Here is a 24,731-nt window from a genome sequence, read left to right on the forward strand (position 1 = left end):
CAGCACATCAAGGATTGGCCATCACGGCCAATCCTTTTTTAGTACCACTGGTTGTAAAACTGCAACCAAACGCTTTCAAAAATGTCCCCTTGAGTAAACGGATGCATGCTAAACTAAATGGGTAAGTGAAAGGGGATACATACATGAGCTTTGATAAAACCCGCATGCTGCACGGCAAACTATACCGTGCTGATGATCCGCAACTGCGGACAATGCACCGGCACGCGCAGCAATTATTATATTTGTACAACCAAACCGCACCGGAAGACGACAGTGCTCGGGCCAAACTGCTAGCCCAAATCCTGAACGTGCCCGCAACCGACGCCCACTTCGAACCGCCGATGCGCATGGATTACGGCGTCAATGTGCAGGTCGGCAAGAACTTCTACGCCAACTTTGATAGCATTCTCCTCGACGTTGCGCCAATCACGATTGGCGATAACGTCATGTTCGGCCCCCGCGTTGGCATCTACACGGCCGGCCACCCGCTCAGTCCAACTGTGCGCAATGATGGGCTGGAGTACGGTCACCCCATCACCATCGGTAACAATGTCTGGCTGGGCGGCAACGTCACGGTGTGCCCCGGCGTCACGATTGGTGATGACGTGGTCATCGGTGCCGGCGCCGTCGTGACGCGCGACATTCCCTCCGGCGTGATTGCCGCTGGCGTACCCGCCACCCCGATTCGGCCCATCACCGAAGACGATGAAACCTACTGGCAGGCTGAAGCCGCTAAGTACTACAGCGCCAAGAACAACATTTAGGAGGAGAGACGATGACTAAACTTGTAGCAGTGGATATGGATGGCACCTTTCTGCGCAGCGACATGACCTATGACGAAGCGCTCTTCGCCAAGTTGCACGAACGGATGCTGGACCTTGGCGTCCAGTTCGTCTGTGCCAGTGGCAACCAGTACTTCCAGCTGCAGTCGTTCTTCACCAAGTACCCCGACGTGATTTACGTGGCGGAAAACGGGGCGTACATTCGCAGCCGGGAACGCGTACTCAAGGTGTACGCGTTCAACGCAGCGGTTGTCGCCCAGATTCTGACCGCACTGCGCAGTGTCGCCGACATTAAGCTGCTGGTCTGCGGGCAAAACAGCGCCTATGCCGAAAGCACCATGGATCCGGACCACGTCGAATTCATGCGCAACTACTACCACGAGCTGGAGGTCATCGATAGCTTCGACCACATCGACGACGCCATCTTGAAGTTCGCTATCAGCTGCCCACCAGAACAAACGGCAGCAATCGTGGCAACGCTCGAGCACAAACTCGGCGCGCTTGCGGACGTCACTAGCAGCGGCCACGGCGACATCGACATCATCCAGCCGGGTCTGAACAAGGCGGCTGGACTCAAGGAGCTGGGGCAGCTGCTACACATCGACCTCAGCGACATGATGGCATTCGGCGACGGCGGCAACGACCTGGAGATGATTCGCGAAGTCGGCACTGGGGTCGCGATGGCGAACGCCCAGCCAGACGTCAAGGCCGTGGCCGACGCGGAAACCAGCGATAACGAAACACAAGGTGTGCTGGCGTATTTGGCAGCACATCTGGAATAGCGATATATGTAAAATGGAGCGCCCAGCTGGACGCTCCATTTTTTACTCTTTACAGTTACTTGGAATGGTGCTTTGCAGGGATTTCACCTGTACTCTATCACCCAACGGAAAAACCACATCAATTCACACCTACTGCGCCTGCTCAAGTTCAGCCTGACTGACCCAGCCCTGCTCAAGCACATATTTGCTTAAGTATTCATAGTAACTTCGAGGAAAAATTACCCTTGTTGAGTCGATTATTCGGGCAAAGACGCGACGATTGGTGCTGTTGTTGTGTTCAAGTAAGTTCATCAAAGCGACACTAACGGAAAAATTATACGCAACACTAACTTGTTCCGGCACCAGCGCAATTAACTGTTTGGTAACAGTTAACATACGGTGCATAATTGTGAACTGGCCTTCGTTCCCTGCTTGCTCAGCGACCATTAGGACAATTGACGCGTTGTTCCGTACATCCGCATCCGTCATTAACGCCTGCCGTTCAACTATTTTTCTGACTTTGGGCATAATCCAGCTTACAGATTCTTCGACGCTGACCCGATCAATCAAAGCACCGATTAAAAATAAATCGACTCCACTAAATGTAGACAATTGACCGAAGTATTGGCTTACCCGACTAACTAATCCGGGCGCAAATTGGTTAGATTCACCAGTATGAATTGCAATTAGTTCATCAATGCATGCAATTACCATACGTTGATACCCGGACAAATTCTGTATTTTATGTTGCGCACCTACTAGCGATTCACGCAATGTCTGCACCTTAGCTAAATTCCATGTGCCGGTCGCCAGATACTGCCAATCATCCTCATTTGCAACGGTCAGAATATGACGAATATTTAAATCGCGATAATCAATTCCAATCAGGCCAAACGTAGATAACAGCCGACTACCTGCTAAGTCTATTTGGTCATTTTCAAAACGCGACATTGACGATGTACCGACATCCGTCAAATCAGTTAAACGCACACCGCGTTCTTGGCGTACCCGTTTAACGAACCCACCCATTGTTTCCACTGTCAAAAAATCACCGTCATTTCTGTACCTGTCAATCGCAGGCATAATCGTTCTAGGTACGATACGTATCCGTCAAAGTTAATGGCTCGCGCCGCCCGCATATAAGGTTTGATCGTATCCTGTAATACTGATTGTTCACCAAGCTGCTTACATTCTAGCTGTGCTAGTGCCGCTAATGAATTGACCAGCAAGATATCTTCGTCACCATTAACTGTAACCGACTCCTTTTGTAGTCCTGCCGCCACTTTAATACGCAAGTCACGTGGCGCACCGTGAATTAACAACGATAGCAGCAATTCAGTCATGGCCTTTAGATAATACACTCGGTACCCGGTGAATTCATTAGCTGAGTGTTTTCCCCGATAACTAGTAATGTCCTTTAAACCACTATTAGTCATGAATAACGCTGAAATCATAACTAGCTGGTAATCGTCAATCGTCCAACTAGAACTGGTAGCTAATTGGTTCAAAACTTTGCTCTCGCATAGTGCGGTTAGTTGCTGCATTTCACCACTCACTAAATAATTCAGAAAGCTGTTAAGTACAACCGTCTTGTAGTCCTGCTTCTCACTAACTGTATTGGCTTGCTGGACCATTCGCTTAAGTGATTCTAAATCTGAGTAACGTGCCCGCCACAGTTGATCAATCAACATCGTGTGTTTCTGACTGAACACAGGGATTGCGTTATACAAATCTTCAAAGCGGATACCAATATTTGTCATCACCGCAAACATACTCTGATTCGCCAGCTTGCTTTGGCCACGTTCAAAGCGGGACAAGGCCGAAGCACTCCCCGGCAAAGCTTCGGCTAATGTGATTCCGCGCTGAATCCGCTGTTGATGAAAAAAATTTCCTAAATCATTTTCACTCAAATCTTCAGTCATTATCTCACCCCAAATTATGCAGCAGTACACCCTTCTGTGCTGCTGTTTGTCTACCCGCTAATTATACCAAGTCAGTTCTGATTCACCAGCCTAACTGCTCCCACCAGGCGCAAAAACACCCCGCACCCAAAGCACGCTGCTTTGAATGCGGGGTGTTCATTTTGCTATTAATCAAATACCGACCGGAACCGGATAATCGCGAGTCCACAGAGGAACATCCCCACGGTAATCGCCAGCAGCAGCCAAATCACGAGGTTCCAGGAACCCAGCGCGCTGCTAATCATCCCGAACGCTACCGGCCCAATCGCCGCGATGACGTACCCGCCGGATTGTGCCATCCCGGACAGGCGCGCAGTGTCAGCGGCACTGTCCGTCCGCTTCTGGAAGAAGATGATGCAGATACTGAACGCGGCCCCGGATGCCGCACCCATCACGGCCGCGAGCACCACGTTGAACGCGAGGTTCGTGCTACCCGTCAGCAGGCCAAGCGCACCAAGCACAAAGCCCAGACCGCCGAAGAGGTTAATCGCCGCCAGCCCGTGTTTTCGCTCCGCAATCATTGGTACCGTCATCGATAGTGGCAGCCCGCTGAGCTGGAAGACCGTCGCCAGGTTACCAGCGGCGATGGTCGAAAAGCCCGCGGCGTGCCACAGGGTTGGCAGCCAGGTCACGAAGGAGTAGTAGGCGATGGACTGGAGGCCAAAGTACGCGAGGACAATCCAGGCTTTGGGCGTGCGCCACATCGAGCGCGCCGCGGTGTGCTGGCCGGTTGCTTCCACTTGCGGTTTACGCATCTGCGGCAGCGCCAGAATCCACACAACCAGCCCGAAGATCCCGACAACCGACAGTCCGCCCAGCGCGGCAGTCAGCGAGGTGTGCTTAGCAATCGGTGAAGCGGCAGCCGTCCCGAACGACGCCGCCAGCGGCATCATCGTTGTGTACAGTGTCGTCTTGGCGGCCACACTGGTCGGGAACTGGTCCTTGATGATGGCCGGCAGCAACACATTACCACCCGCAATCCCGATGCCAATGCCACACGTCCCGAGCAGGACCGCCCACGTTACCGGAATCAGCCGCAGGTAACTGCCGACCGCCAGCACGATCAACGCGCCGAGCAACACCGCTTCGTTGCCGTGCTTGCTGCCCCACCGCCCCATGAGCGGCGAGACGATGGCGAACATGAGCAGTGGAATCGTGGTAATCATCCCCGATAGCGACGCAGGCAGCCCGATTGCCTGTTCGAGCATGGGCAAAATCGGCGGCATCATCGTGATGGGGAGCCGCAAATTCGCCCCCACCAGGAGGATTCCTAATGTAATTAACCACGTGCTGCGCTTCTTCGTCATGTGCTTTCTCTTTTCTGTCAAAATTGCCGTGCCTTAATAGTAGCACAACGGCAACCATGCAGGAAAAGGCGAATTTGCATATTACTTAGCGTCGGCGAAATGCTGCAGGTGCGCAGCCAAATACGCACCGGTGTGGCCAGCTTGACTGCGGGCCACATCTGTCGGGGTGCCAGTCGCCACAATCTGGCCGCCTTCACTGCCACCACCGGGTCCCATGTCCACGATGTAATCGGCGTTGGCCACCACATCCAGGTCGTGTTCAATGGCCAGCACCGTACCGCCCTGCTCAATCAGCTGCTGGAAAACGCCCAGCAGCACCTGCACATCCAGAGGGTGCAAGCCAATGGAAGGTTCATCGAAGACAAAGAGCGTGCCGGTCTGCTTCTTGCCCATGTGCGCGGTCAGTTTGAGCCGCTGAGCCTCCCCACCAGACAGCGCCGGCGTGCTTTCACCCAGGTGCAAATACCCTAGGCCCATATCATGCAGCGTCTGCAGGGTCGCCGTGATGCCATCCTGATCCGTTGCGGCAAATAGTTTCAGCGCCGTGTCCACATCGAGGGCCAGAATATCGGCAATCGAGTAGCCGTGCCACAAAACCCGCAGCACTTCTGGCCGGTAGCGACGGCCGCCACAATCGGGGCAGGTCTGCTGCATGTCTGGTAGGTACTGGATGTCGAGGCTAATCTGCCCCGTCCCGCCGCACGTGGGGCAAGCACCCGCCGTGACGTTGTAGGAGAAGTGGCTAGCAGTGAACTGCTGCTGCACCGCCGCCGGTTGCGCGGCATACAGCGCGCGCAGACGGTCCAGAATGTCGGTGTACGTCGCGACGGTCGAACGCACATTTTTGCCCACCGGACTGGCATCAATGGCAACCACCCGCCGCAAGCCGCCCCGCTCGGTGTGCTGCACGAAATCTGGCGCCGGCTGTTTCTTAGTCGCCTGCAACGCCGGCACCAGTGCGTCGAACACCAATGTCGACTTGCCGGCACCAGAAAAACCGGAAACGACACTGAAGGCGTGGGTCGGGAACTTGACGGTGAGGTCGTGCAGGTTGAACCGATCACTGACGGTCACGCCGAATTGCTTGCCCTTAAACAGGCGCTGCAAGTCAGCTTGTGGCCGCACCCGCAGCCGCGTGGTGCCATTCAAAAATGGCGCAATCAGGCTATGTGGTGCCTGCCGGATTGCCGTTACGGGCCCGGCGTCAACCACGGTCCCGCCACCAGCGCCGGCATCCGGTCCAATTTCGAGCACGTAATCCGCCGCCTCAATGATGGCCGTATCGTGGTCAACCACAATTACGGAGTTACCCTGGGCCACCAGTCCGCGCATGACGTCGATGAGCCCCTGCACGTTGGCGGGGTGCAGCCCGATGGACGGTTCATCCAGCACGTACAGCACACCCGTCGTCTTAGTCCGCAATGTGCGGCTGAGCTGAATCCGTTGCAGTTCACCGGTCGACAGACTGCTGCCGGCGCGCGCGAGGGTCAAATACCCTAGACCCAGTTCAATCAGTGGCCGCAGAATCTGGTCGAGCTCCGCCATGATGTCGCGCGCGAGTTCTTGCATGTCTGCAGGCAGCCAAGCGTACACTTGCGGAACAAACGCGGCCAGTTCTGTCAGCGTTATGTCGCTGACCTGGGCGATATTTTTGCCCACAAGCTCCTGGTGCAACAGTTCCGGTTTGAAGCGGCTACCGTGACACGTCGGGCAGGTCCCGAAGCGGTAGAACTTATTCAGCCGCGCAATCGCCCGTTCGTTGGTCGTGGTGGCCATGGAATCGACGACCGCCGCCCGCGCGTTTTCGAAGACGGCGTTGTCCATATGGAAAATTTTGCCGGACTTGCTGGGAATATTGATGGCGTACTTCTTGTGCGGCCCGGACCAAACCATCTCCTGCTGCTCCTTGGGTAAATCCTGGAACGGAGTATCAATGTCGATACCGATCTGGTCGGCAACCACATGCATGAAGTTGCGGCCGGGCAGTCGCCACGATGCCACCGCCCCTTCGCGAATCGTCTTGGTCGGGTCTGGAATCAGCCGGCTTTCATCCAGCGTCTGGGCCATCCCCGTCCCGCCGCACGTTGCGCACGCACCAGCGGAGTTGAAGGCGAAATCCTCCGCGGCAAACGCCATGAACTTGACCCCGCACACGGGGCAAGTAATCTGCCCCATCCCGCTACCCGGTTTGTTCGGCAGATCCATGCTGCGCGCAATCGCGAGCGTCGGCGGCACCTGGTGCCCATTGGGACAGCGCGGCGAACCCAGCCGCGAAAAGGCGAGCCGAATCACGTTGAGCGCCTCCGTGCTGGTGCCGACCGTGGAGCGCACGCCCGGCACAATTGGCCGCTGCCGCAACGCAATGGCACTCGGAATGTGGTCAATTGTGTCCACATCGGGCTTACCCGTTTGCCCCATCCGCCGGCGCGTATAGGTCGACAGTGCGTTCACGTACCGGCGCATGCCCTCCGCATACAATACGCCCATCGCAAGCGATGACTTCCCCGAACCAGACCGTCCAGTAATCGCCACCAGCTTGTGTAGCGGGATGTCCACGTTCACGTCCTTCAGGTTGTTGACCCGCGCGCCACGCACCACAATTTTGTCAGGAATCGAATTTTCCACGAGTGTGCCTCCGTTTCTTATAGGGCTATTCTAACACCAGCCTCGCACATTTAAGATGGACAGCACAGCCATGTTTGCCTCCGAACCGCTCCAGTTCCGGACAGAATAGTAAGTAAGGCTTACTTTAGATTAACCCTTGCTTGATTGCCGCAGCGACGGCTTCTGCGCGCGAAAAGACGCCCAATTTCGTATAAACAGCGGTTAGGTGCAGCTTGATAATGCGTTCGCTCAGATGTAGTTGGTCAGCGATATCGATGTTGCGACTGCCTTGCGCGACCAAGCTCAGAATTTCATGTTCACGGTCAGTTAGTGCCACACTTGTTTCCGATTCTGAGCTAGCAAAAGCTTTAGTCAACACAGCTGGTTCCAGGAAGGTCTTACCAGCCGCCGCCCCCCGCACTGTCGCAATGATCGTGTCGGCAGTTGCGTCTTTTAGCAAAAAGCCCCGGGCACCCAAACGCATGGCCGCCTGAATGGGCTGCTGATCATCAAACGTTGTTAGGACCACCACCGGCAAGTCCGGTTGCGTCTTACGTAACTCCGTCAGCATCGTGATTCCATCCATCCCCGGCATCCGAATATCGGTCAGCACAACATCCGGGTGCAACTCAGCAATTGCCGCCAGTCCACTCTGACCATCAACTGCCTCGCCGACCACATCCAGGTCCGGTTCGGTCGCCATAATCATCCGCAAACCGGTGCGTAATATTTGGTGATCATCCACAATTAATATTTTCAGACTCATACATTCTCCTTCATCACCGTCGGCACGGTTAAAGTTACCGTAGTGCCTTCGCCTGGCGTGCCAACAATGGTGAGTGCCCCTTGCAGCTTGGCCGCGCGCTCGTGCATCCCCTGCATTCCGTAGTGACCTTTGCGCTTGCCGACGGTTCCCGAACCGAAATCAATTACCTTTAACGTGAAGACATCGGCGGCTGTCGTCCCATTGATAATGACCTGCCGCGTATCGGTGTGCTTCACGACATTAATCATGGCTTCAGACACAATCCGACTGATTTCCGTTAACTGCTCATCGCTGAATTGCGGTACGTAGTTCAGTCGAATTGTCGTCGTCAGCTGGTAGTTTTTCTTGAACGCATCGGCCAGCAGTTCTAGACGGGCGTCTAAACTCTTCTCCGTGGTGGCGCGTAAATCAGTCAATGTTAGCCGGGAATCACGCAGGGTATCGCGCGCAATCGTAGTGGCACCCCCGATAACCGTTTCTGCTTGATTGATTTTGCCCTGCTGCAGGAATTTCTGTGCTGCCTCTAGCTGCATCACGGTGCCAGCCAGTCCTTGAGTTAAAGTATCATGCAGTTCGCGTGCAACCCGCTGGCGCTCGGTGCGAATCGTCGACTCCTCAACCTGTGCATAGGCAATTTGCAGTTCAGCAACTAAGTCTTCCGCATGCTGTTTTTCCACCAGTTGCCGTTCGTAATAGCGCCAGTAATACACAACCACGCCCAGCATGAATACCATTGAAACGAGAACTAATGCCGCTTGGATTGGGCCTTCAAAGATAGTGTAGACAATCAGCAACACAACATTTACACCAATCAATAACCGCCATAGACGACGTGGGTGCACATAGATATTCATGATTTCAATAGCAACAGTTGGAATCAAGCCCATCAGTAACACCGGTGTTAGCGCGTGCAACACCCATGTGGTTTGCAGAACAAACAGAAATTGCAAGACGAACAAAATCATCGGTTGCAGCCGCGCCAAAAATGGACTGAACCATAGCAGCAGTATTTCCATGAGCACCCCACCCACAACAATTAACTGCTGCATGCTCACATCCATATCGGTGCGTAGCTTAATTACCCACATTTGTGGCACCAAACCAGACTGTGTGTTCAGTACATAGATGGTGGCGAACCCAATCACCACCATCAGGACCATCAGTGGCCCCCGAATTTGGCGCAATCTCTGCTGATAATCTTTTTGTCTCATCATTTTTCTATCCATCCTTATTTGCTTTAAGAATACATCAGAAACACCGAAACGTATGCAACGTTTCGGTGTCTCTGAGAATATTATTCTGCTGCGAGTGCGTCAATAGGATTCATCTTCGCGGCCCGACGTGATGGCATCCATGCTGCGATAAGGGCAATCACAAGTGCGATTACAAACGTCCCCACAACATTACCTATACTGATTTGCACAATCGCGAAGTTCGCGAGACTAGATAGAGCCATGTTTGCCAATGCCCCCAGTCCATAGGCAATGATGGTTGCCACAGTCGCGCTGGTGACGCCAAGAATGAGTGACTCGCTTGTAAATAAGCGCCGAATATCCTTCTTGCTCTGCCCCAAAGCCCGCAGGATCCCGATTTCCTTCACCCGCGAGGAAACAGACATGAACATCGAGACGATAATCATGAGCGCGGAAACGACGAGGGAGATGCTGGCAATCGCAGCCAGCAATGTCGAAGCAAGGTTCACGTAGGTTTTCACCGTCTTGATGAAGCTAGTCAGTGCGGTGGCAGTGAATACGCGTTTGCCGTTACTTTGCAGTGCATTAATGCGCTTTTTTACCCCACTAACCGCAGCAGTACTGCTTGCGACAACGGAAACGCTCGTTGGCAGCGTTGAGACGTTCGCCTTGACCATCGCGTGGGTCAACGTGCCGGTATTCATCGCGGTGAGATTCGTCATCCCCATACTGTTCTTCGCTTCGGCCACACCAGAGACGAGGACGTTTGCCTTCACTAGCACCATCTTACCCGCCTTATTTTCGGCCTGGTAGCTAACCGCAATGTTATCCCCAACGACCTTGCGCCAGTCCTTATTGATTTTCTTCGCATCCGCCTTATCGAGCACAATTTCGCCAATGCCAGGCTTGGTCCCCTTGAGCAGGTTATCCGTGTTTGCAGTGTTATTCCAGTTCTTAATCGTACTGAGCGTCACTGTCTTCTGGCCGTCCTTCACGGTCGCCGCAGTAACCGTGTAACTCTTGTCCACATCAGCAACATTTTTTAACTGCTCAATGCGCTTAATCTGTGCATTCGTCAAGTTGCTGGTTGTTCCACCAGCCGTCGCTGAGGTGGACATTGCGGCCATCGCCGACGAATTTCCTGCTGTCTTCTTGTCGTATTTGGCAACGGTAACTAGCCTTGGATTAGAAATACTGGTCACCTGATTATCAATATACTTTGACACCCCGTTACCAATTCCGTTGAATAAAATAACAGAAAAAAGGCCGATAGTAGTCCCGAGTACAATTAAAGCGTTCCGCCCAAAATTAAATTTAAGGTGCTTCAGTGCAGTTTTGTAGCTAACGATGGCGGGTAATAACCGAGATTTTATCGTCCCGTCCGTCTTCATCGGCTTGTAAGCTGGCCGCAGCGCAATGTCTTTGTTAATCCGCCCATTTTCCATGTGCACAATCCGCGTTCCCGCATCAGCCACTATCTGTGAGTGGGTCACCGCAATTACCAGGCGCCCCTGACTGGCGATGTTGTCCAGAATCTTGAGCACTTCCGCGGTATTTTGCGCGTCCAAGGCACCAGTTGGTTCATCAGCAATAATCACCTTTGGATCACTGGCCAGTGCTCGGGCAATGGCAACTCGCTGCTTTTGCCCACCAGAAAGATGATTAGGATACTTGCCGGCTTGTTCAACCAGTCCCACTTCCTTGAGCAACGCGCGCGCCCGTTTTTCCCGTGCCGCCTTATCCAGTGTCGTCATATCAAGAGACACCAATACATTATCAAGTACAGTCAGGTGATTAATTAAGTTGTAAGACTGGTAAATGTAGCCGACCGTTTCCCGTCGGTACCGGTCCAGCTCCTTTTCGTTATTATGGTCAAGCTGTTTGCCATTCACGTTCACACTGCCTTGGAAATTCCGGTCAAGGCCCCCAATGATGTTCATCAGCGTGGACTTACCACCCCCTGATTCACCAAGGATTGAGACGAACTCACCGAGATTAAAACTGAGATCAATCCCCTTCAGCACCGGAAATTCCTGCCGGTCCAAGAAGTATGATTTTTGAATGTTGTGTAAAGTAAGATAACTCATAATGCCCTCCAAATTGGCTTTGCTTAATTGATGTCCTCACTTTACCAACCTTTAGCACATCCGCCATCGTCTGAACGGGCACAAATGGGTTGCCCGAAAAGGCAATTGCAATTGATTAAGGTTACTTTACAAAGCTATGCAAGCGGTTCCCGCACATGTAATTCGGGGTTAAAATAACGTTATATGGAGGAGCAAACCCGCACATGAAGAAAAAACATCCGTCGCTAAACGCCATACTCGGCACCTTTTTTACCACTGTTATTGTCCTGTTTATTTTGCTGCACATCACCCCGTCCATGGCGGTGCGCACGAGCTTGTTTCTCAAAGGCTTCTATGGTGAAGCCTTCACCGCCAAAATCACTGTAACCAATAAGCACACCGATGCCAGCGAAGGCGCTAGAGGGACGATATACAAAGTCGCACCCAAACCCAAATCTAATCGGACTTACACCTGGGATGAAGCGCAACTGAACGAATACATCGTGCACACATGTGTGCTGTCATTTGCGGACATCCACTGGTACGGGTAGTCAAACTGCAAGATTAATTAGGTGCGTTTGACACCATCACCGAATCCGTGCTATAAATTAACCATCAATTAATTCGGAGGTCACGTCCATTGAAGTTCTAAGCAAGTTGTCAAAACTCAGCACTAGCAGCACGCCCAAGCAAGGGGTGCAGTGTGCGGATTTGACTTCCTGCTGAACTTCTCTGGCTGGCCATTGCCCCCAGAGTCGTCTGGGGGCTTTTTATATGCTCACGCAGCCAGTTAACCGCTCCTAGTGCCTGTCACCATGGAGGATTGCCTATGTCGTCAATTACAATTACTAACTTAACTTTCGCTTACCCAGGGCACGAGAATATTTTCACCAACCAGAACCTAACACTCGACACAAGCTGGCACCTGGGACTGACCGGGCGCAACGGGCGGGGCAAAACCACGCTGCTCAACTTGCTGCGCGGCAAACTGCACGGTGGCAGCAACACCAATATTGCGGTGCCCGTCACGTTGAACTACTTCCCGCAGACCATCCCCGACGAGACGCTCGACGCGTGGCAGGTGGTCGATGCCGTTAGTGATGTGGAGCTCTGGCAGGTGCAGCGCGAACTGACGCAGATGGGCGTGGCCGAAGACGTGCTTTACCGCCCCTACGCCACCCTGTCTGGTGGTGAACAGACTAAGCTATTGCTGGCGGTACTGTTCGCCGACACCGTCTCGTTCACACTCATCGATGAACCCACCAACCACTTGGATCACGCCGGCCGGCAGCAAGTGGCCGCCTATCTGGCCCGCAAAGACCAAGGCTTCATCGTGATTTCCCACGACCGCGACTTCCTGGATGCCGCCACTGACCACACGCTGACCATCGAAAAGCAGCAGCTCGTCCTCACCCAGGGGAACTTCGGCGCCTACGAGCACGCCAAGGCGCGCAAGGACCAAAACGAGTTGGACGAACAGGCCAAGCTCAAGAAGGATATCGGCCGCTTGAAGCAATCAGCCAGCGCCAAGGCCGACTGGTCGATGAGCCGGGAAAGCGACATCCACGGTGATCCGCACGTTAAGGGGAGCGGTGGGACCGGCCACAGTGGGTTCGTTACCGCCCGCGCCGCCCGCCTGATGAAAAAATCTAAGACCATTGAACACCGAATGGACAAGGAAATCGCGGACAAGGAAGCCCTGCTCAAAAACATCGAGTACATCGACCCCTTGGCCCTCGACTACGCACCGGATCACCACCAAGTGCTGCTGCGGGTGCGCGATTTGACCCTCAGTTTCAACGGCCAGCCGCTGTTTGCGCCGCTCACGTTTGAAGTCAAACGCGGCGACCGGGTGGCGCTGGTCGGTCCCAACGGTGCGGGCAAGAGTTCGCTGCTCGCCGCTATCTTGCAGCAAGCCACCGCGGCGACGGTGACCGGCCAGCAGGTGGCGCCGTTCACCGGCACCATTAGTGGGGAAATCGACCTCGCCCAGTCCGCCAGTCGCGCCCTCGTGCGCCAGCAGTACGCCGATAATAAGGGGCTGCTGCCGGCGTTTGCCGAGGCCCGCAAGCTGAATTTCCAGGACCTGCTCAACAACCTGCACAAGCTCGGCGTAGAGCGCAGCGTCTTCAACGTCCCCATCGAAGAGATGTCGGGCGGACAACAGAAGAAAGTCGAGCTGGCCGCCAGCATGGCCACCACCGCCGCCTTCTACATCTGGGACGAACCGCTGAACTACCTCGACGTGTTCAACCAGGACCAAATCATCCAGGTACTCAAGCAGGTGCAGCCAACCATGCTGTTCACCGAACACGACACCCACTTCATCGACGCCGTGGCCACCAAGACCATCGAATTGCAGCCGTTAACTAAATAAGTGCATGTAAAAGGCCGGTACGCAAATCAGCGTGCCGGCCTTTGCTAACTATTCTGCTTCATTAATGTACCGTTGACCGCGGAAGCCCACGTACGAAATCCCCGCCACCGTCAGTATCAGCGCCACAATGGAGACCCATTCGGCCAGTAAGATGCTGATGATGCACAGGATCCCGCCGCCAACCATGACGAAGCCAAGCTCGCGGCTCATCTTCTTCCAGGCTTCAGGGTGGTCCCGCCACTTCTTCTTGCCGGGGCCGCGGTTGTAATCCGCCGGAATCTTCGGCATGTAGTTCCCGAGCACGATGAATATCAGCCCAACCAGGGTCATCGCCACGGCCCAGATATTGACGTTCGTGCCCAGGTTCACCATGATGGTCGCAATGTAGAGGACGAAGGTGAGCACGGGGATGACACCCAGGGTTACCTTTTCGAATTTTTTCGCCGCCCCTTTTTGCAGACTATTCAACCAGGTCACCGCCATCATGATAATCTGCAGTGCGACCATCAAAATAATCAGCCCGAACACCGCAATCGGCTTGTCCACGAACCCATTCGGCTTGTTGTGCAGTCCCCAGTGAATCGCCATCTTGGCGGGCAGCCGGTCGTAGTTCGCGAGCCCGTAAAACAGTGGCATCACAATCACCACGAGGCTCCAAAACAGGTATTTCATTCTTTCTTTAAGCGTCATGTTCCTTATCCCCCAGACCGAGTCCGTATATCCACGTCAGCACTTCTTCAAAGACGCTGGCATTGAGTTCGTAGTAGATGAAATTCTTCTTGCGTGTTTCTGTAATCAGGTCGGCTTGCTTGAGCAGCTTCAGGTGGTACGACACCGTCGCTTGTGTTAGTGCGGGGAAATGCTGGGCGATATCGCCCGCCGACATTGACCCCTGCCGCAGTAATTCCAGAATCGACCGCCGCATCGGATCCGCGATGGCCTTCAAGGTGGCACTCATCGACATCTGGCTCGCTTCCTCTCTTGTTTAGAAACCTTTCTAAACAAATTGTATATACTTTTGCAAGCGAATACAAGGGGAAATTGCATCGCCGGCAAAATTTTCCGCCGCGGGTAATTGTTCATGAATCCGTCACAGCTCAGTGGTATACTTACGGAACTTAACGCATATTCGGAGGAAAGCCGCCATGATTGTTTTACGCTTGCTACTCGGCTTCATCGCCATCATCTTCATGTTCATCAGTATCTTCAGCACCATCCCTGTCAGTAAAATCACACGCCGCCTCAACCAGCAGACCAAAGCTGCTAACGCCAACTCAACGCAGGCGGAACTGGCAAAGCAGCGCGAATATTTGCGACTCAAGAAACCAGCCCGGCTCACGCTGACCATCTGGATTGCATTCATGCTGATCCTCGTCGCGACTGGATTCTGCTTGCGCGAAATGCTCGATAACGTCAACCTCGCGTTTGGCTTCGGGTGTGTGGTCATGTTCCTCTTCGCCGGTCTGCAACTGCTGTACCGGCGCATAGTGGTGCATGGCAACCAGCTGCGTGCGGCGTATCTGGAGGCGCATCCGGAAAACGAATTGCACTTCTATACGTACAACCCCGATGACGTAATGCGGTACCGTTCCGCCAATGCGACCGTGATTGTGCTATCCCTGGTGACGGCGGTGCTGTTCTTGCTCGCGGCGACGCTTTAACGGTTTAGTCCAAAATAAACGGCTGACTGCACGAATTGGTTCGTGTAGCCAGCCGTTTTTTTGATGCGTAAATTACCAATAATTAAAACCGCGCTACTCCCGCGCCGCCAGTGCCTCCAGCATGTCCACATGCTTCAGCCGCACGTGGGTCACCCACATGACAATGGCCGTGAAGCCCGCCGTGAGTACTGCCGCCGCGACGTAACCCTCCCAGCCGATGATGGTTGGGAACATGATGGTGTCGGTCGCTGCTTGCTTCAAGATGAACCGGGTGAGCACCTGGCCGACCCCGAAGCTGGCGATGATGCCGGCGATGGTCAGCGCGATATTCTCACGCACGATGTACATCGTCACCTCGCCGTCGTAGAACCCGAGCACCTTGATGGTCGACAGTTCCCGCATGCGCTCCGACACGTTGATATTCGTCAGGTTGTAGAGTACGACGAACGACAGCATCCCCGACAACAGAATCAGAATCACGACGACCGCGTTCAGGCTCTTACTCATGTCGTTGACCGTGCTGAGCGTGTCGGACATGAACGTCGTGTTGACCACGTTCCCGTCCTTCAGCAACTTGCGGGCCAAGTGACGTTCGGCCTTCTTGCTCATGGTTTTGGTTTTAACCAACAAGCCGTTGGTCTGCGCCGGCTGGCCCCAGACGTGCTGGTAGGCCGTGCGACTGAGGTAAATGAAGTGGCCCGTATAGTTCTGCACAATCGCCGCCACGCGTACAGACTTGCTCTGCCCGTCGCTATTTTTAACCGTCAGCTTATCGCCCTTACTCAGCCCGAGAACCTGGGCCGCCTTGATGGTCAGGACCACGCCCCGCTTTGGCAACGCCACTGCCTGCTTCTTCGCATCTTGCAAACTGACATACTTACTAAAGCCCGCACGTTGGGCCGGCACAATCATGCTGACCCCGGAAATCGTGTCGGCATTCGTCCGCAGCTCCACCGTGTCGGTCGTGGCGTCTTCAGCCGACTTGAACTGGCTTTGCCCCTGCAGAACATCCATGGCCTTGGCTGAAGTGTGGTCATCTGCCAGCCGCACAATCGCCTGGTAATGGAGCACGCCGCCGAACTGAGCGCTGGTGGTACCCATGATGGAATCACGAATCCCGAACCCAGTCAGAATCAGGCCTGCACCCCCGGCAATCCCGATGATGGTCATGAACATGCGCGACTTGAACCGGAACAGATTCCGCAGCGAAACCTTGCTGTGGAAGTTTAGGTGCCGCCAGAGGGGTTTAATGCGCTCCAGCAGGATTTTCTTCCCGTTCTTCGGCGCCTTGGGCAGCATCAACTCAGCGGGCTTGGTCCGCAACTCGGCGGGCGCCACCACGGCCACCGCGCCGATGGTCGCGAGCATTGCCATGAGCGTCGCGAGGCCGATATCCTGCCACTGCGGCAGAATCATCTGGCCGGTGAAAATGTTCATTTGACTGATGTACAGCACAAACCGCACAAGTCCCTGCTGGCCAATGATGACCCCGAAGACAATCCCGAGGACAGCTGCAATCAGCGCGTACAGGAAGTAGTTCCGCGCAATCGCGAGGCGCGAGTATCCCAGTGCCTTCATCGTCCCCAGCTGGGTGCGATCTTCCGAAATCATCCGGCTGACGGTGGTAAAGGTAATCAGCGCCGCAATCAGGAAGAAGAACACGGGGAACACATCACCAATGGCCGCGATGCGATCCGCGGAAGCGCCGTAGTCACTGAAGCCGGCCAGGTCGGCGCGCTTGCCGTACGTGTAACTGGGCGTGGGAATGGCTTTGTGCACCTTGGCTTTGGCCGTATCTAACTTAGTCTGGGCCGCGGTGAGTTTAGCCGCCTGCGCCGTGAGTTCCGGCGTGGTTGTCATTTGGCCGTGTGTAGCCTGGGCAATTTGCGCCTTGGCTTGGGTCACCTGCGTCTTGGCCTTATCTAACTTGGCCTGCTGCTTGTTAATCGGCTGCATGGCCGTTGCCGTCAGTTCCGCTTTGCGCGCAGCTTGACGGTGTTTGAAAATTTTGCGCACCTGCTTGAGCTTAGCGTTCACGGCCGTCTTATAGCTCTTGGCGTAGGTATCGCCACTTGGCCGCTTCGTCAGCCGCAACCCAATGCTAGTGTAGACGTTCAGATCGAGATTTTGCTGCTGCACGTAAGCGAAGTACGCCACCGTGCCACTACCAATGTTCGCGTTACCGCGGTCGTAGTTGTTGTTGATGTACAGCGGCGAATCGGCAAACCCGACGATTTTGTAACTGCGCCGCTTGAGCGTGTCCGTCTGCTTCAGCTTATAGGTGTCGCCGAGGTGGAAATTGCCGTATTCCTGCGCCCGCGAATCAAGCACAATTTCATTCTGGTTCTTGGGCAAGTGCCCACTGCGCACGAGCAATTGGTTCAGCCCGTCGTTATTCCGGTAACCATAAACGTTAACGACCGACTCGTCACTTGCAGCCAGCGCAAACGTACTCTTCGTGGCCGCCACCTGCACGCCGTTGACCCGCTTGGCCAGCTTGACGTCCTTGGCCGTTAACCCAACCGTGCTGGTGATGGACATGTCCTGCAGCTTGGTGGCGTTCAGCTCACTAGTCGCCGTGTCGCGGTAGCCGGGGCCAATCCCCTTCACGCCGACAAAAATCAGCACCCCAAGCATAATGATGAGGGTGATGGCGATGAAGCGCCCGCGCGTTTCCTTAATGGTGCGCCGCAGCATCTTGTTCAATACTTTGCCTTGCATCCGTGCCACCTACCATTCAATCTCGTCGACGGGCAGCGGCGTTGCGTTATCTTCCACGCTGCGCACGCGGGCGTCGTTGATGTGAATGACGCGGTCGGCCATCTTTGCGATTTCGGCATTGTGCGTGATGATGATGACCGTCGCGTCGTGGTCGCGGCTCGCGTTGGCCAGCAGCCGCAGTACGGCCTTCCCCGTCTGGTAGTCCAGCGCACCAGTTGGCTCGTCGCACAGCAAGAGCTTGGGGTTCTTCGCCAAAGCACGCGCAATGGCGACACGTTGCTGTTCCCCACCACTAAGCTGGGCGGGAAAATTGTCGAGCCGGTCAGCCAGGCCCACTGCCCGCAACGTGTCGGCCGGATCGAGCGCGTCAGGCGTGAGCGCCGTGGCCATCTCGACATTCTCCAGGGTCGTCAGGTTCGGAATCAGGTTGTAGAACTGGAACACGAAGCCGACATCACTGCGCCGATAGCTGGTCAGTTGCCGCTCGGAGAATTGGGCGATGTCCGTGCCGTCAACCAGCACCTGCCCACTTGTTGGCGAGTCCATGCCGCCCAAGATGTTCAGCACCGTCGACTTACCGGCGCCACTGGGCCCGAGAATCACGGTCAGTTGGCCCTTCTCGACGTCAAAACTCAAATCGTTGTTCGCAATAATCTCCGTTTCGCCCATCTGGTACCGCTTGAACTCGTTGCGCACTTCTATGTATGCCATTCTTTGCACCCCATGCTTTCCTGGTTTTCTATATTATAATGCAAATCCGCTTACATTGCCGCGTCAAAAAAAGCTCCTGTCGCCGGAGCAACAGGGGCTAATGGGCAAACTTCAAATGAACTGTTCGAGCATCACCATGTCGACTAACTGCACACCGTTAGCGAAGATGGGCGCGGCATACTGCTTGAAAAAGCCTTTGCGCACACCGTAGAACCGGAAGCCATTCTGCAGGTAAAAGTGGATGTTCTGCAGGTCAGCATCCCCCGTGCCCACAATCATGCGCTGACCAGGTACGCAGCGCTTTTTTGCCGCCGCAACCAGCTGACTGCCAATGCCGCGGCGCTGCATATCCGGCGTCACCGCCAGATCCTTCACTTCTACCGTCACGTCGTCAATCTCCGTCAGCAGCAGTACGCCCACGGTGCGGTTAGCAACTTGCGCCACCAGCACGCGCCCGGTCTGCATGTAACTGCGCACCTGGGTGATGTCCTCATCGCCCAGAAGCAGCAGCGGCAGCAGCGCGGTGCGGTCACGGCCGGTAAATTCAGCAATCATCACCATCAGCGGTGCACCTGCCGGCCAGCGTACCGGCCGTGGTACGGCTGGTTTGCCTGGTCCACCCACTTATGCAGGTCAGCTGGCGCGATGTGATACTGCCGATCCATCCGCTGGGCGAACTGGTCCCAATCTTGACCCGCATAATTGTCGTAATTCCCCCGCGCACGTTCCCGCGTAATGTAGCGGCGCAGTGCGGTCATGAACCCCCGCTTTTGGGCCAGATTCAGGTCCATAAAGGTGGCCCGGCCCGTGTCGGTCATCGCATTGGCATCATCCATCTCCGCCTGCTCACCCGACCCGGTGAAGAAGGCGCGCACGGTGATGACGATGAACAGAATCATAGCAATCTTCGGGTAGAAATACGCCAGGACAATGTTGGCCAGAATGAGTCCGCCCAGTTCCAGGTTGTGGTCGCCATAAATCGCTTGGTACATCTTCGCCATGTCGTCGCGCTCCGTGTACTTGCTGTGCACAATCTGCTTAACGATGATCCGCAAAATGAAGGTGACGATGAGGTACAATCCGCCATACATCATCACCGACGTGTTGGTTTCGACGCTGGTCATGATCCGGGTCTGCGCCGGCACCAGGCTGAGCACGAACATCAAGATGAGGTCCCAGATGATGGTCTTGCGTGCCACCGTCTCCACTTCCGCAAAAGCCTGTGCATGCTGGTACCAGATGTTAGCCACGAAGCAGAAGCTCACGGCGTAAACACCAATGGCCTTGAACATGGTCAGGTAATCCAGATTGCCGCCGTGAATGTTGATTGGCAATTCGAGAACCATAATCGTCACGATGATGGCAATGATGGCGTCAGCAAAGGCATCAAGCCGCTTTTTGATTTCAATCACTTATTTTCGCCCACTTTAATTTGATTTGCCTATTCTAGCAGTATTGGCGCCCATTTGCACCTCAGACTAAAGTCCAATAAGAATCTCGGTTTTACGAACGATGTACCGCATTGCAGAAAACGCGATAATGTTCATGTAAACAAAAACCAAATGCGCTACACTAATAGATAATTAACAAATGGCTTCGCGCCACGGAGGAAAAATCATGAGTGAAAAGCTTAAACAAATTCTCGTCATCGCCGGGATCATCATCTTGGCCATCATCCTGCTCCCAATCGTGGCGGGCATCTTCGCCCTCGTCATCCGCATTGGTCTATTCGTGGCCATCGTCGCAGCCATCTACTGGGCGTACAACAACTACATCCGCAAATAAGCGGCACCAACAGCAAGAGGCCACTGCGAGTCTAATCGCAGTGGCCTCTTGCTGTATCCGGCTTTTATCCGGCAAATTCTTGATAGTTCAAATCTTCCCCAGCAGCGCGCACTGCTGCGATGGTCCATTCTGGGGTACCACTTGCTGTGGCCGCAATAACTACGCGTGCCCGCAACCCATTCGTTGCGCCCATGTAATTGTGCGTTGAGCGTTCAACTTCTAGTGCCACATACTGCCCCGCTTCTGGGTAACGCAAACCGTTACTCAGGACGGCAGAATAGGGCATAAATACATCCGTACCATCATTAGTTGTGATGACGCCATAGCCACGGTTCATATCGAACCACTGAATCGTTCCATAAATCATACGTCAAATCCTGCCTTTCGGTGAGATTCAACCTACACTCATGGCGTGCGAGCCATCCTTGCGCACCGGCAGCCTCCCCCGGCATACAGGTACACATTTACTAACGCTCCAACTTATAATAGCATAACGTAAATCCGAACAAAATTATTGTCATCAATAACGTCGCGTAATCCCCCTCAGAATTACCTCGTCTATGTTATATCATCTAATATACCGATACATCAAGCTTTTCAAACGTGTTTTTACATATTTTTTCGTGATTTGTGTGACATTAATCATTTGCAATAACATCTTTTTGTAAATTTTGATAACTGAACTACCGGGTGGTAAACACTGAAAAACCCCTGCAAATGCCCATATACCAATCACAAAAATTGTCGGAACAACTTTTCGTAATAACAGTGTGTACTAATAGTTCACGCTGTTATTTTGTCACAAAAAAAGTTCGGTGAAATCATTCACCGAACTCAACCATCTTGCACGAAAAGTATAACATTTTCCCATCAGCACGCGCTTTTACCGCACTCATCTAGACCGATGTTCATTCAGTCACGGGAAAACGTGTTACTGTTCATTTTGTCAGATTTGTTATTTGTTCCGACCAATTCGTTAAATCTGCGGCTTACGACTGTGATCACGCACAATCTTCTTCCGTAGCTCTTCAATCAGGAATACCGGAATTGGGATGCAGGCCAGGAAAATCCATTCCTGCCAGCCCAGAGCACCGGTTTCGAAGACATCCTGCAGCACGGGCACGTACATCAGCGCCAGCAGCAAGAGGAATTCGGCGAAAATCCCGACGTTAATCTTGGAGTTCTTCCAAATCCCGATGGAGAAGACGGAAGCGTTCCGCGTCCGGCAGTTCATGACGTTGGCCATCTGGGTGAAGACCACCGCTGCCAGGGTCATGGTCGTAGCTTCGACGTAGATGTTGCCACTGCCGGCCAGAGCGACACTTGGCCAGCCATGCATCATGTTGACGAAGAAGTACCCGAGCGTAGAAACAGCGGCCCCAATCATCCCGTACCAAGCGAAGGCGCGCCACAGCACGTTCTTGGTCAGAATGTGTTCATTCCGGCTGCGTGGTGGTACCTGCATAATCCCGGGTTCAGCCAGTTCTGCCCCCAGACCCAGGGCTGGCAGCATGTCGGTCCCGAGGTCAATGGTCAGAATCTGCATCACGGTCAACGGCAGTGGAATCAGTCCGCGGCTAAACAGGAACAGCACGGATGGAATGGCTTCAGCAACGTTGGAGTTCAGGATGTACATCAGGAACTTCTGAATGTTGTTGTAAACCGTCCGGCCTTCTTCAATCGCGGCAACGATGGACGCAAAGTTGTCATCGGTCAGGATCATGTCCGCAGCATCCTTCGCCACGTCGGTCCCGGTCACACCCATCGCAACCCCAATGTCCGCCTTCTTCAAGGCAGGCGCATCGTTAACCCCGTCACCAGTGGACGCAACGATTTCGCCCATTGACTGCAAGGTGGAAACAATCTTGTACTTCTGTTCTGGTGCCACGCGGGCGAAAATCAGCTCGTCCTTGAATGCAGACTTCAGATCCTCGTCACTCATCGCAGCCAGTTCACTACCCGTAATGACGCGGGCCTTGTTGCTGGAAACAATCCCAATCTGGGCAGCCACGTTGCTGGCAACCACGGGACTGTCCCCGGTCACCATGATGATGCGAATGTTGGCTTCATGGCATTCCTTAACGGCGGCGAAAATTTCGGGCCGTGCGGGGTCAGCCATGGCGGCCTGCCCCACGAGCGTCAAGTTCTGCTCAACAGTCTTGATGTCCCAGCTGTCGAGAGATTCTGGCACTTCACTTGCGGGTACATCCCGGTAAGCGACAGCCAGGGTCCGCAGCCCGGATTCGGCGTAGTCGCGTTCGGCGCGGCTGGCACGGTCGATATCGTTATCGACAATTGGGCGCACGCCGTCTTTGTCCAAGATGGTGGTACATTGCGTCAACATGTCACCCAGGGAACCCTTCACGCAGATGCGTAGGCCGCCATCAGGCAATTTGTTGATGGTGGTCATCCGCTTACGGTCGGAGTCAAAGGTGAGTTCCTTAACCCGAACCATTTCCTTGCCGAGTTCGTCGGCATCGAGCCCCGCCTTTTCCGCCATGATGATCATTGCGGCTTCGGTTGGGGTCCCGAGCAGCTTCGGCGTCCCGTCGTCAGCTTGCTGTACACGGGTGTCGTTGTCCAGCGCGGAAATCTCGAGCAACAGCTTCAGTTCGGGGTGCTGGTCCAACTTAACCTTGTGTCCACGGTACTTGATGTCCCCGTTAGCAACGAAGCCCTGGCCCGTCACACCGTATTCCTTGTGTGGCAACCAGATGTGGTTCACAGTCATCTGGTTCTGGGTGAGTGTCCCGGTCTTATCGGAACAAATCACGGTCGTTTCGCCCAGCGTTTCGACACTCGACAAATCCTTCACCAGCGCGTGCTTCTTGGCCATCCGCTGAACCCCTTGGGCCAGCGACAACGTCACGGTTGGCAGCAGTCCTTCAGGAATAAAGGCCACAATCATCCCCAAGGCGAAGATGAACGCCTTGGCCATCGGGTAGTGCACGAACACTACGGCCAGGATGAAGAATGCCATCCCGATACCAATAGCAATGATGGACAGCTGCTGGGTCAAACGGTTCAGTTCCTTCTGCAGCGGTCCGTCCGTCTTAGTCTGGCCTTGAGTTAAGGAAGCAATCTTCCCGAACTCGGTGTTCATCCCGGTTGCCATCGCCACCGCGAGCCCGGTCCCGGCGCCAACGGTCGTGCCGGCATAAATTAGATTACTCTCGGCAAACTGACCTTCGCCGGGGTCGTACTTCACATTCTTGCTTTCCGGTACCGATTCACCGGTCAGCGCGGACTGGTCAACCTGCATTGATGATGCTTCAATCAGCATGGCATCCGCCGAAATCGCGTCGCCGGCCTGCAGGGCAAAGACATCCCCCGGAACCAGCTCAGTCGTCTCAATTTGCACCAGCTTGCCGTCACGCCGCACGTGCACGTACGTTGGCAACATCTTCATCAGCGAATCCGTCGCCTTTTGCGCGGCGAATTCCTGCCAGTAACTGAACACACCATTGATGACGTTCACGCACCAAATGGCAATCCCGAGTTCCGGCATCCCCGCAACAATCGCGATGATACCCCCAACCCACAGCAGAATCGCCATGAGCGAGGTGAAGTTCTTGAGGAACATCCACAAACGGGACTTCTTCTTGCCTTTTTGAATTTCGTTTGGTCCATACTCTTGCAACCGGGCAGCGGCCTCGGTACTGGTTAACCCATCCCGCGACGTGTCCATTTCCTTGAGGGCAACTTCTTCGGGCTCCTTTGCGAGTTCTTGCGGAGTCTTCGTCAGTTTACTCATATCCATTCACCGGTCCTTCTAGCGCGATACACCGTGTACCGCCATTACAAAGTGGTAAAACCCAACTTCGCGAACGCTATGTACGTTCTGTAACAGTATTCTAACACCAAGCGTCAAAGTAAACACTTAATCCGCAACGAAATTCGCCAAAGTTTTGCGCATTCACTTCAAGACAATTGAAGATATCTAAACACGGTTCACCCATAAACACAACAGTTCATCAACTCTCGCAACAACTTTTTATGCTAAGTAAACGTTCGTAGAAATTTTAAGCACAAGTTC

At 54.2% G+C, this 24,731-nt stretch carries 21 protein-coding genes; 6 read left to right on the top strand and 15 right to left on the bottom strand.

The window, feature by feature from the left end:
- Positions 1-143 precede the first annotated feature (143 nt).
- Both FC18_RS07460 and FC18_RS07465 read left to right on the top strand, forming a co-directional pair.
- Positions 144-764 (top strand): sugar O-acetyltransferase, encoded by a 621-nt coding sequence (locus FC18_RS07460; protein ID WP_054678017.1) that lies wholly within the window; start codon positions 144-146, stop codon positions 762-764.
- 11 nt (positions 765-775) lie between these two features.
- Positions 776-1,564 carry a Cof-type HAD-IIB family hydrolase gene (locus FC18_RS07465; RefSeq protein ID WP_054678019.1) on the top strand — a complete coding sequence of 263 codons (789 nt, stop codon included), beginning with the start codon at positions 776-778 and terminating at the stop codon, positions 1,562-1,564.
- 129 nt (positions 1,565-1,693) lie between these two features.
- On the opposite strand, the gene FC18_RS07470 is transcribed toward FC18_RS07465, so the two are convergent.
- From FC18_RS07470 to FC18_RS07500, 7 genes are all read right to left on the bottom strand, one after another.
- Entirely contained in the window at positions 1,694-2,587 is an 894-nt protein-coding gene (locus FC18_RS07470; protein WP_162207905.1) for a hypothetical protein, read from the bottom strand.
- Entirely contained in the window at positions 2,584-3,465 is an 882-nt protein-coding gene (locus FC18_RS07475; protein WP_054678023.1) for a helix-turn-helix domain-containing protein, read from the bottom strand. Before FC18_RS07475 ends, FC18_RS07470 begins: the two co-directional genes overlap by 4 nt.
- A 167-nt stretch (positions 3,466-3,632) precedes the next feature.
- Positions 3,633-4,811 (bottom strand): MFS transporter, encoded by a 1,179-nt coding sequence (locus FC18_RS07480; RefSeq protein WP_054678025.1) that lies wholly within the window; start codon positions 4,809-4,811, stop codon positions 3,633-3,635.
- An 81-nt stretch (positions 4,812-4,892) separates the two neighbouring features.
- Complete coding sequence (locus FC18_RS07485; RefSeq protein ID WP_056975930.1) at positions 4,893-7,436, bottom strand: excinuclease ABC subunit UvrA; 2,544 nt, start codon at positions 7,434-7,436, stop codon at positions 4,893-4,895.
- A gap of 124 nt (positions 7,437-7,560) precedes the next feature.
- The gene (locus tag FC18_RS07490; RefSeq protein ID WP_054678029.1) at positions 7,561-8,181 is read right to left on the bottom strand and encodes a response regulator; all 621 of its coding nucleotides are present in this window, start codon (positions 8,179-8,181) and stop codon (positions 7,561-7,563) included.
- Positions 8,178-9,395, bottom strand: a complete 1,218-nt coding sequence (locus FC18_RS07495) for a sensor histidine kinase (protein WP_162207906.1) — start codon at positions 9,393-9,395, stop codon at positions 8,178-8,180. The genes FC18_RS07490 and FC18_RS07495 overlap by 4 nt, the downstream gene beginning before the upstream one ends.
- A gap of 80 nt (positions 9,396-9,475) precedes the next feature.
- Positions 9,476-11,461, bottom strand: coding sequence for an ABC transporter ATP-binding protein/permease (locus FC18_RS07500; protein WP_056975932.1), 1,986 nt, complete (start codon positions 11,459-11,461; stop codon positions 9,476-9,478).
- Between the two features lie 203 nt (positions 11,462-11,664).
- On the opposite strand from FC18_RS07500, the gene FC18_RS07505 reads away from it, so the two are divergent.
- On the top strand, positions 11,665-11,991 hold the full coding sequence (locus FC18_RS07505; protein ID WP_054678033.1) for a hypothetical protein: 327 nt from the start codon (positions 11,665-11,667) through the stop codon (positions 11,989-11,991).
- Positions 11,992-12,269: 278 nt separating this feature from the next.
- A complete protein-coding gene (abc-f, locus tag FC18_RS07510; protein WP_054678034.1) occupies positions 12,270-13,817 on the top strand; it encodes a ribosomal protection-like ABC-F family protein in 1,548 nt (515 codons plus the stop codon).
- A gap of 48 nt (positions 13,818-13,865) precedes the next feature.
- Here the strand turns inward: abc-f and FC18_RS07515 are convergent, their stop codons facing one another.
- On the bottom strand, positions 13,866-14,507 hold the full coding sequence (locus FC18_RS07515; RefSeq protein ID WP_056975934.1) for a DUF1648 domain-containing protein: 642 nt from the start codon (positions 14,505-14,507) through the stop codon (positions 13,866-13,868).
- The gene (locus tag FC18_RS07520) at positions 14,497-14,781 is read right to left on the bottom strand and encodes an autorepressor SdpR family transcription factor (RefSeq protein ID WP_054678039.1); all 285 of its coding nucleotides are present in this window, start codon (positions 14,779-14,781) and stop codon (positions 14,497-14,499) included. The genes FC18_RS07515 and FC18_RS07520 overlap by 11 nt, the downstream gene beginning before the upstream one ends.
- A gap of 181 nt (positions 14,782-14,962) precedes the next feature.
- Here FC18_RS07520 and FC18_RS07525 point away from each other — a divergent pair, with 181 nt between their 5' ends.
- Positions 14,963-15,478 carry a hypothetical protein gene (locus FC18_RS07525; protein ID WP_054678041.1) on the top strand — a complete coding sequence of 172 codons (516 nt, stop codon included), beginning with the start codon at positions 14,963-14,965 and terminating at the stop codon, positions 15,476-15,478.
- Between the two features lie 93 nt (positions 15,479-15,571).
- On the opposite strand, the gene FC18_RS07530 is transcribed toward FC18_RS07525, so the two are convergent.
- From FC18_RS07530 to FC18_RS07545, 4 genes are all read right to left on the bottom strand, one after another.
- Positions 15,572-18,199: an ABC transporter permease gene (locus FC18_RS07530; protein WP_056975936.1), complete on the bottom strand. Its 2,628-nt coding sequence runs from the start codon at positions 18,197-18,199 to the stop codon at positions 15,572-15,574.
- A gap of 9 nt (positions 18,200-18,208) precedes the next feature.
- Positions 18,209-18,910: an ABC transporter ATP-binding protein gene (locus FC18_RS07535; protein ID WP_054678046.1), complete on the bottom strand. Its 702-nt coding sequence runs from the start codon at positions 18,908-18,910 to the stop codon at positions 18,209-18,211.
- A 111-nt stretch (positions 18,911-19,021) separates the two neighbouring features.
- Positions 19,022-19,471 carry a GNAT family N-acetyltransferase gene (locus FC18_RS07540; protein WP_054678048.1) on the bottom strand — a complete coding sequence of 150 codons (450 nt, stop codon included), beginning with the start codon at positions 19,469-19,471 and terminating at the stop codon, positions 19,022-19,024.
- Positions 19,471-20,322, bottom strand: a complete 852-nt coding sequence (locus FC18_RS07545; protein ID WP_054678050.1) for a TMEM175 family protein — start codon at positions 20,320-20,322, stop codon at positions 19,471-19,473. Before FC18_RS07545 ends, FC18_RS07540 begins: the two co-directional genes overlap by 1 nt.
- A gap of 205 nt (positions 20,323-20,527) precedes the next feature.
- Between FC18_RS07545 and FC18_RS12085 the strand changes: the two genes are divergently transcribed.
- A complete protein-coding gene (locus FC18_RS12085) occupies positions 20,528-20,695 on the top strand; it encodes a hypothetical protein (protein ID WP_156300859.1) in 168 nt (55 codons plus the stop codon).
- 64 nt (positions 20,696-20,759) lie between these two features.
- On the opposite strand, the gene FC18_RS11940 is transcribed toward FC18_RS12085, so the two are convergent.
- On the bottom strand, positions 20,760-21,062 hold the full coding sequence (locus FC18_RS11940) for a cold-shock protein (RefSeq protein ID WP_082403984.1): 303 nt from the start codon (positions 21,060-21,062) through the stop codon (positions 20,760-20,762).
- Positions 21,063-21,671: 609 nt separating this feature from the next.
- Positions 21,672-24,449, bottom strand: coding sequence for a cation-translocating P-type ATPase (locus FC18_RS07555; RefSeq protein WP_056975968.1), 2,778 nt, complete (start codon positions 24,447-24,449; stop codon positions 21,672-21,674).
- Positions 24,450-24,731: the final 282 nt, after the last annotated feature.

Origin of the sequence: Lacticaseibacillus sharpeae JCM 1186 = DSM 20505, from assembly GCF_001436225.1 — a bacterium.
Classification (GTDB): domain Bacteria; phylum Bacillota; class Bacilli; order Lactobacillales; family Lactobacillaceae; genus Lacticaseibacillus; species Lacticaseibacillus sharpeae.

Bases quoted from the DNA above. Each gene is read 5' to 3' on its own strand.
- FC18_RS07460 (WP_054678017.1), top strand. From the start codon at position 144: ATGAGCTTTGATAAAACCCGCATGCTGCACGGCAAACTATACCGTGCT.
- FC18_RS07465 (WP_054678019.1), top strand. From the start codon at position 776: ATGACTAAACTTGTAGCAGTGGATATGGATGGCACCTTTCTGCGCAGC.
- FC18_RS07475 (WP_054678023.1), bottom strand. From the start codon at position 3,465: ATGACTGAAGATTTGAGTGAAAATGATTTAGGAAATTTTTTTCATCAA.
- FC18_RS07480 (WP_054678025.1), bottom strand. From the start codon at position 4,811: ATGACGAAGAAGCGCAGCACGTGGTTAATTACATTAGGAATCCTCCTG.
- FC18_RS07490 (WP_054678029.1), bottom strand. From the start codon at position 8,181: ATGAGTCTGAAAATATTAATTGTGGATGATCACCAAATATTACGCACC.
- FC18_RS07495 (WP_162207906.1), bottom strand. From the start codon at position 9,395: ATGATGAGACAAAAAGATTATCAGCAGAGATTGCGCCAAATTCGGGGG.
- FC18_RS07500 (WP_056975932.1), bottom strand. From the start codon at position 11,461: ATGAGTTATCTTACTTTACACAACATTCAAAAATCATACTTCTTGGAC.
- FC18_RS07505 (WP_054678033.1), top strand. From the start codon at position 11,665: ATGAAGAAAAAACATCCGTCGCTAAACGCCATACTCGGCACCTTTTTT.
- abc-f (WP_054678034.1), top strand. From the start codon at position 12,270: ATGTCGTCAATTACAATTACTAACTTAACTTTCGCTTACCCAGGGCAC.
- FC18_RS07515 (WP_056975934.1), bottom strand. From the start codon at position 14,507: ATGACGCTTAAAGAAAGAATGAAATACCTGTTTTGGAGCCTCGTGGTG.
- FC18_RS07520 (WP_054678039.1), bottom strand. From the start codon at position 14,781: ATGTCGATGAGTGCCACCTTGAAGGCCATCGCGGATCCGATGCGGCGG.
- FC18_RS07525 (WP_054678041.1), top strand. From the start codon at position 14,963: ATGATTGTTTTACGCTTGCTACTCGGCTTCATCGCCATCATCTTCATG.
- FC18_RS07530 (WP_056975936.1), bottom strand. From the start codon at position 18,199: ATGCAAGGCAAAGTATTGAACAAGATGCTGCGGCGCACCATTAAGGAA.
- FC18_RS07535 (WP_054678046.1), bottom strand. From the start codon at position 18,910: ATGGCATACATAGAAGTGCGCAACGAGTTCAAGCGGTACCAGATGGGC.
- FC18_RS07540 (WP_054678048.1), bottom strand. From the start codon at position 19,471: ATGGTGATGATTGCTGAATTTACCGGCCGTGACCGCACCGCGCTGCTG.
- FC18_RS12085 (WP_156300859.1), top strand. From the start codon at position 20,528: ATGAGTGAAAAGCTTAAACAAATTCTCGTCATCGCCGGGATCATCATC.
- FC18_RS11940 (WP_082403984.1), bottom strand. From the start codon at position 21,062: ATGATTTATGGAACGATTCAGTGGTTCGATATGAACCGTGGCTATGGC.
- FC18_RS07555 (WP_056975968.1), bottom strand. From the start codon at position 24,449: ATGAGTAAACTGACGAAGACTCCGCAAGAACTCGCAAAGGAGCCCGAA.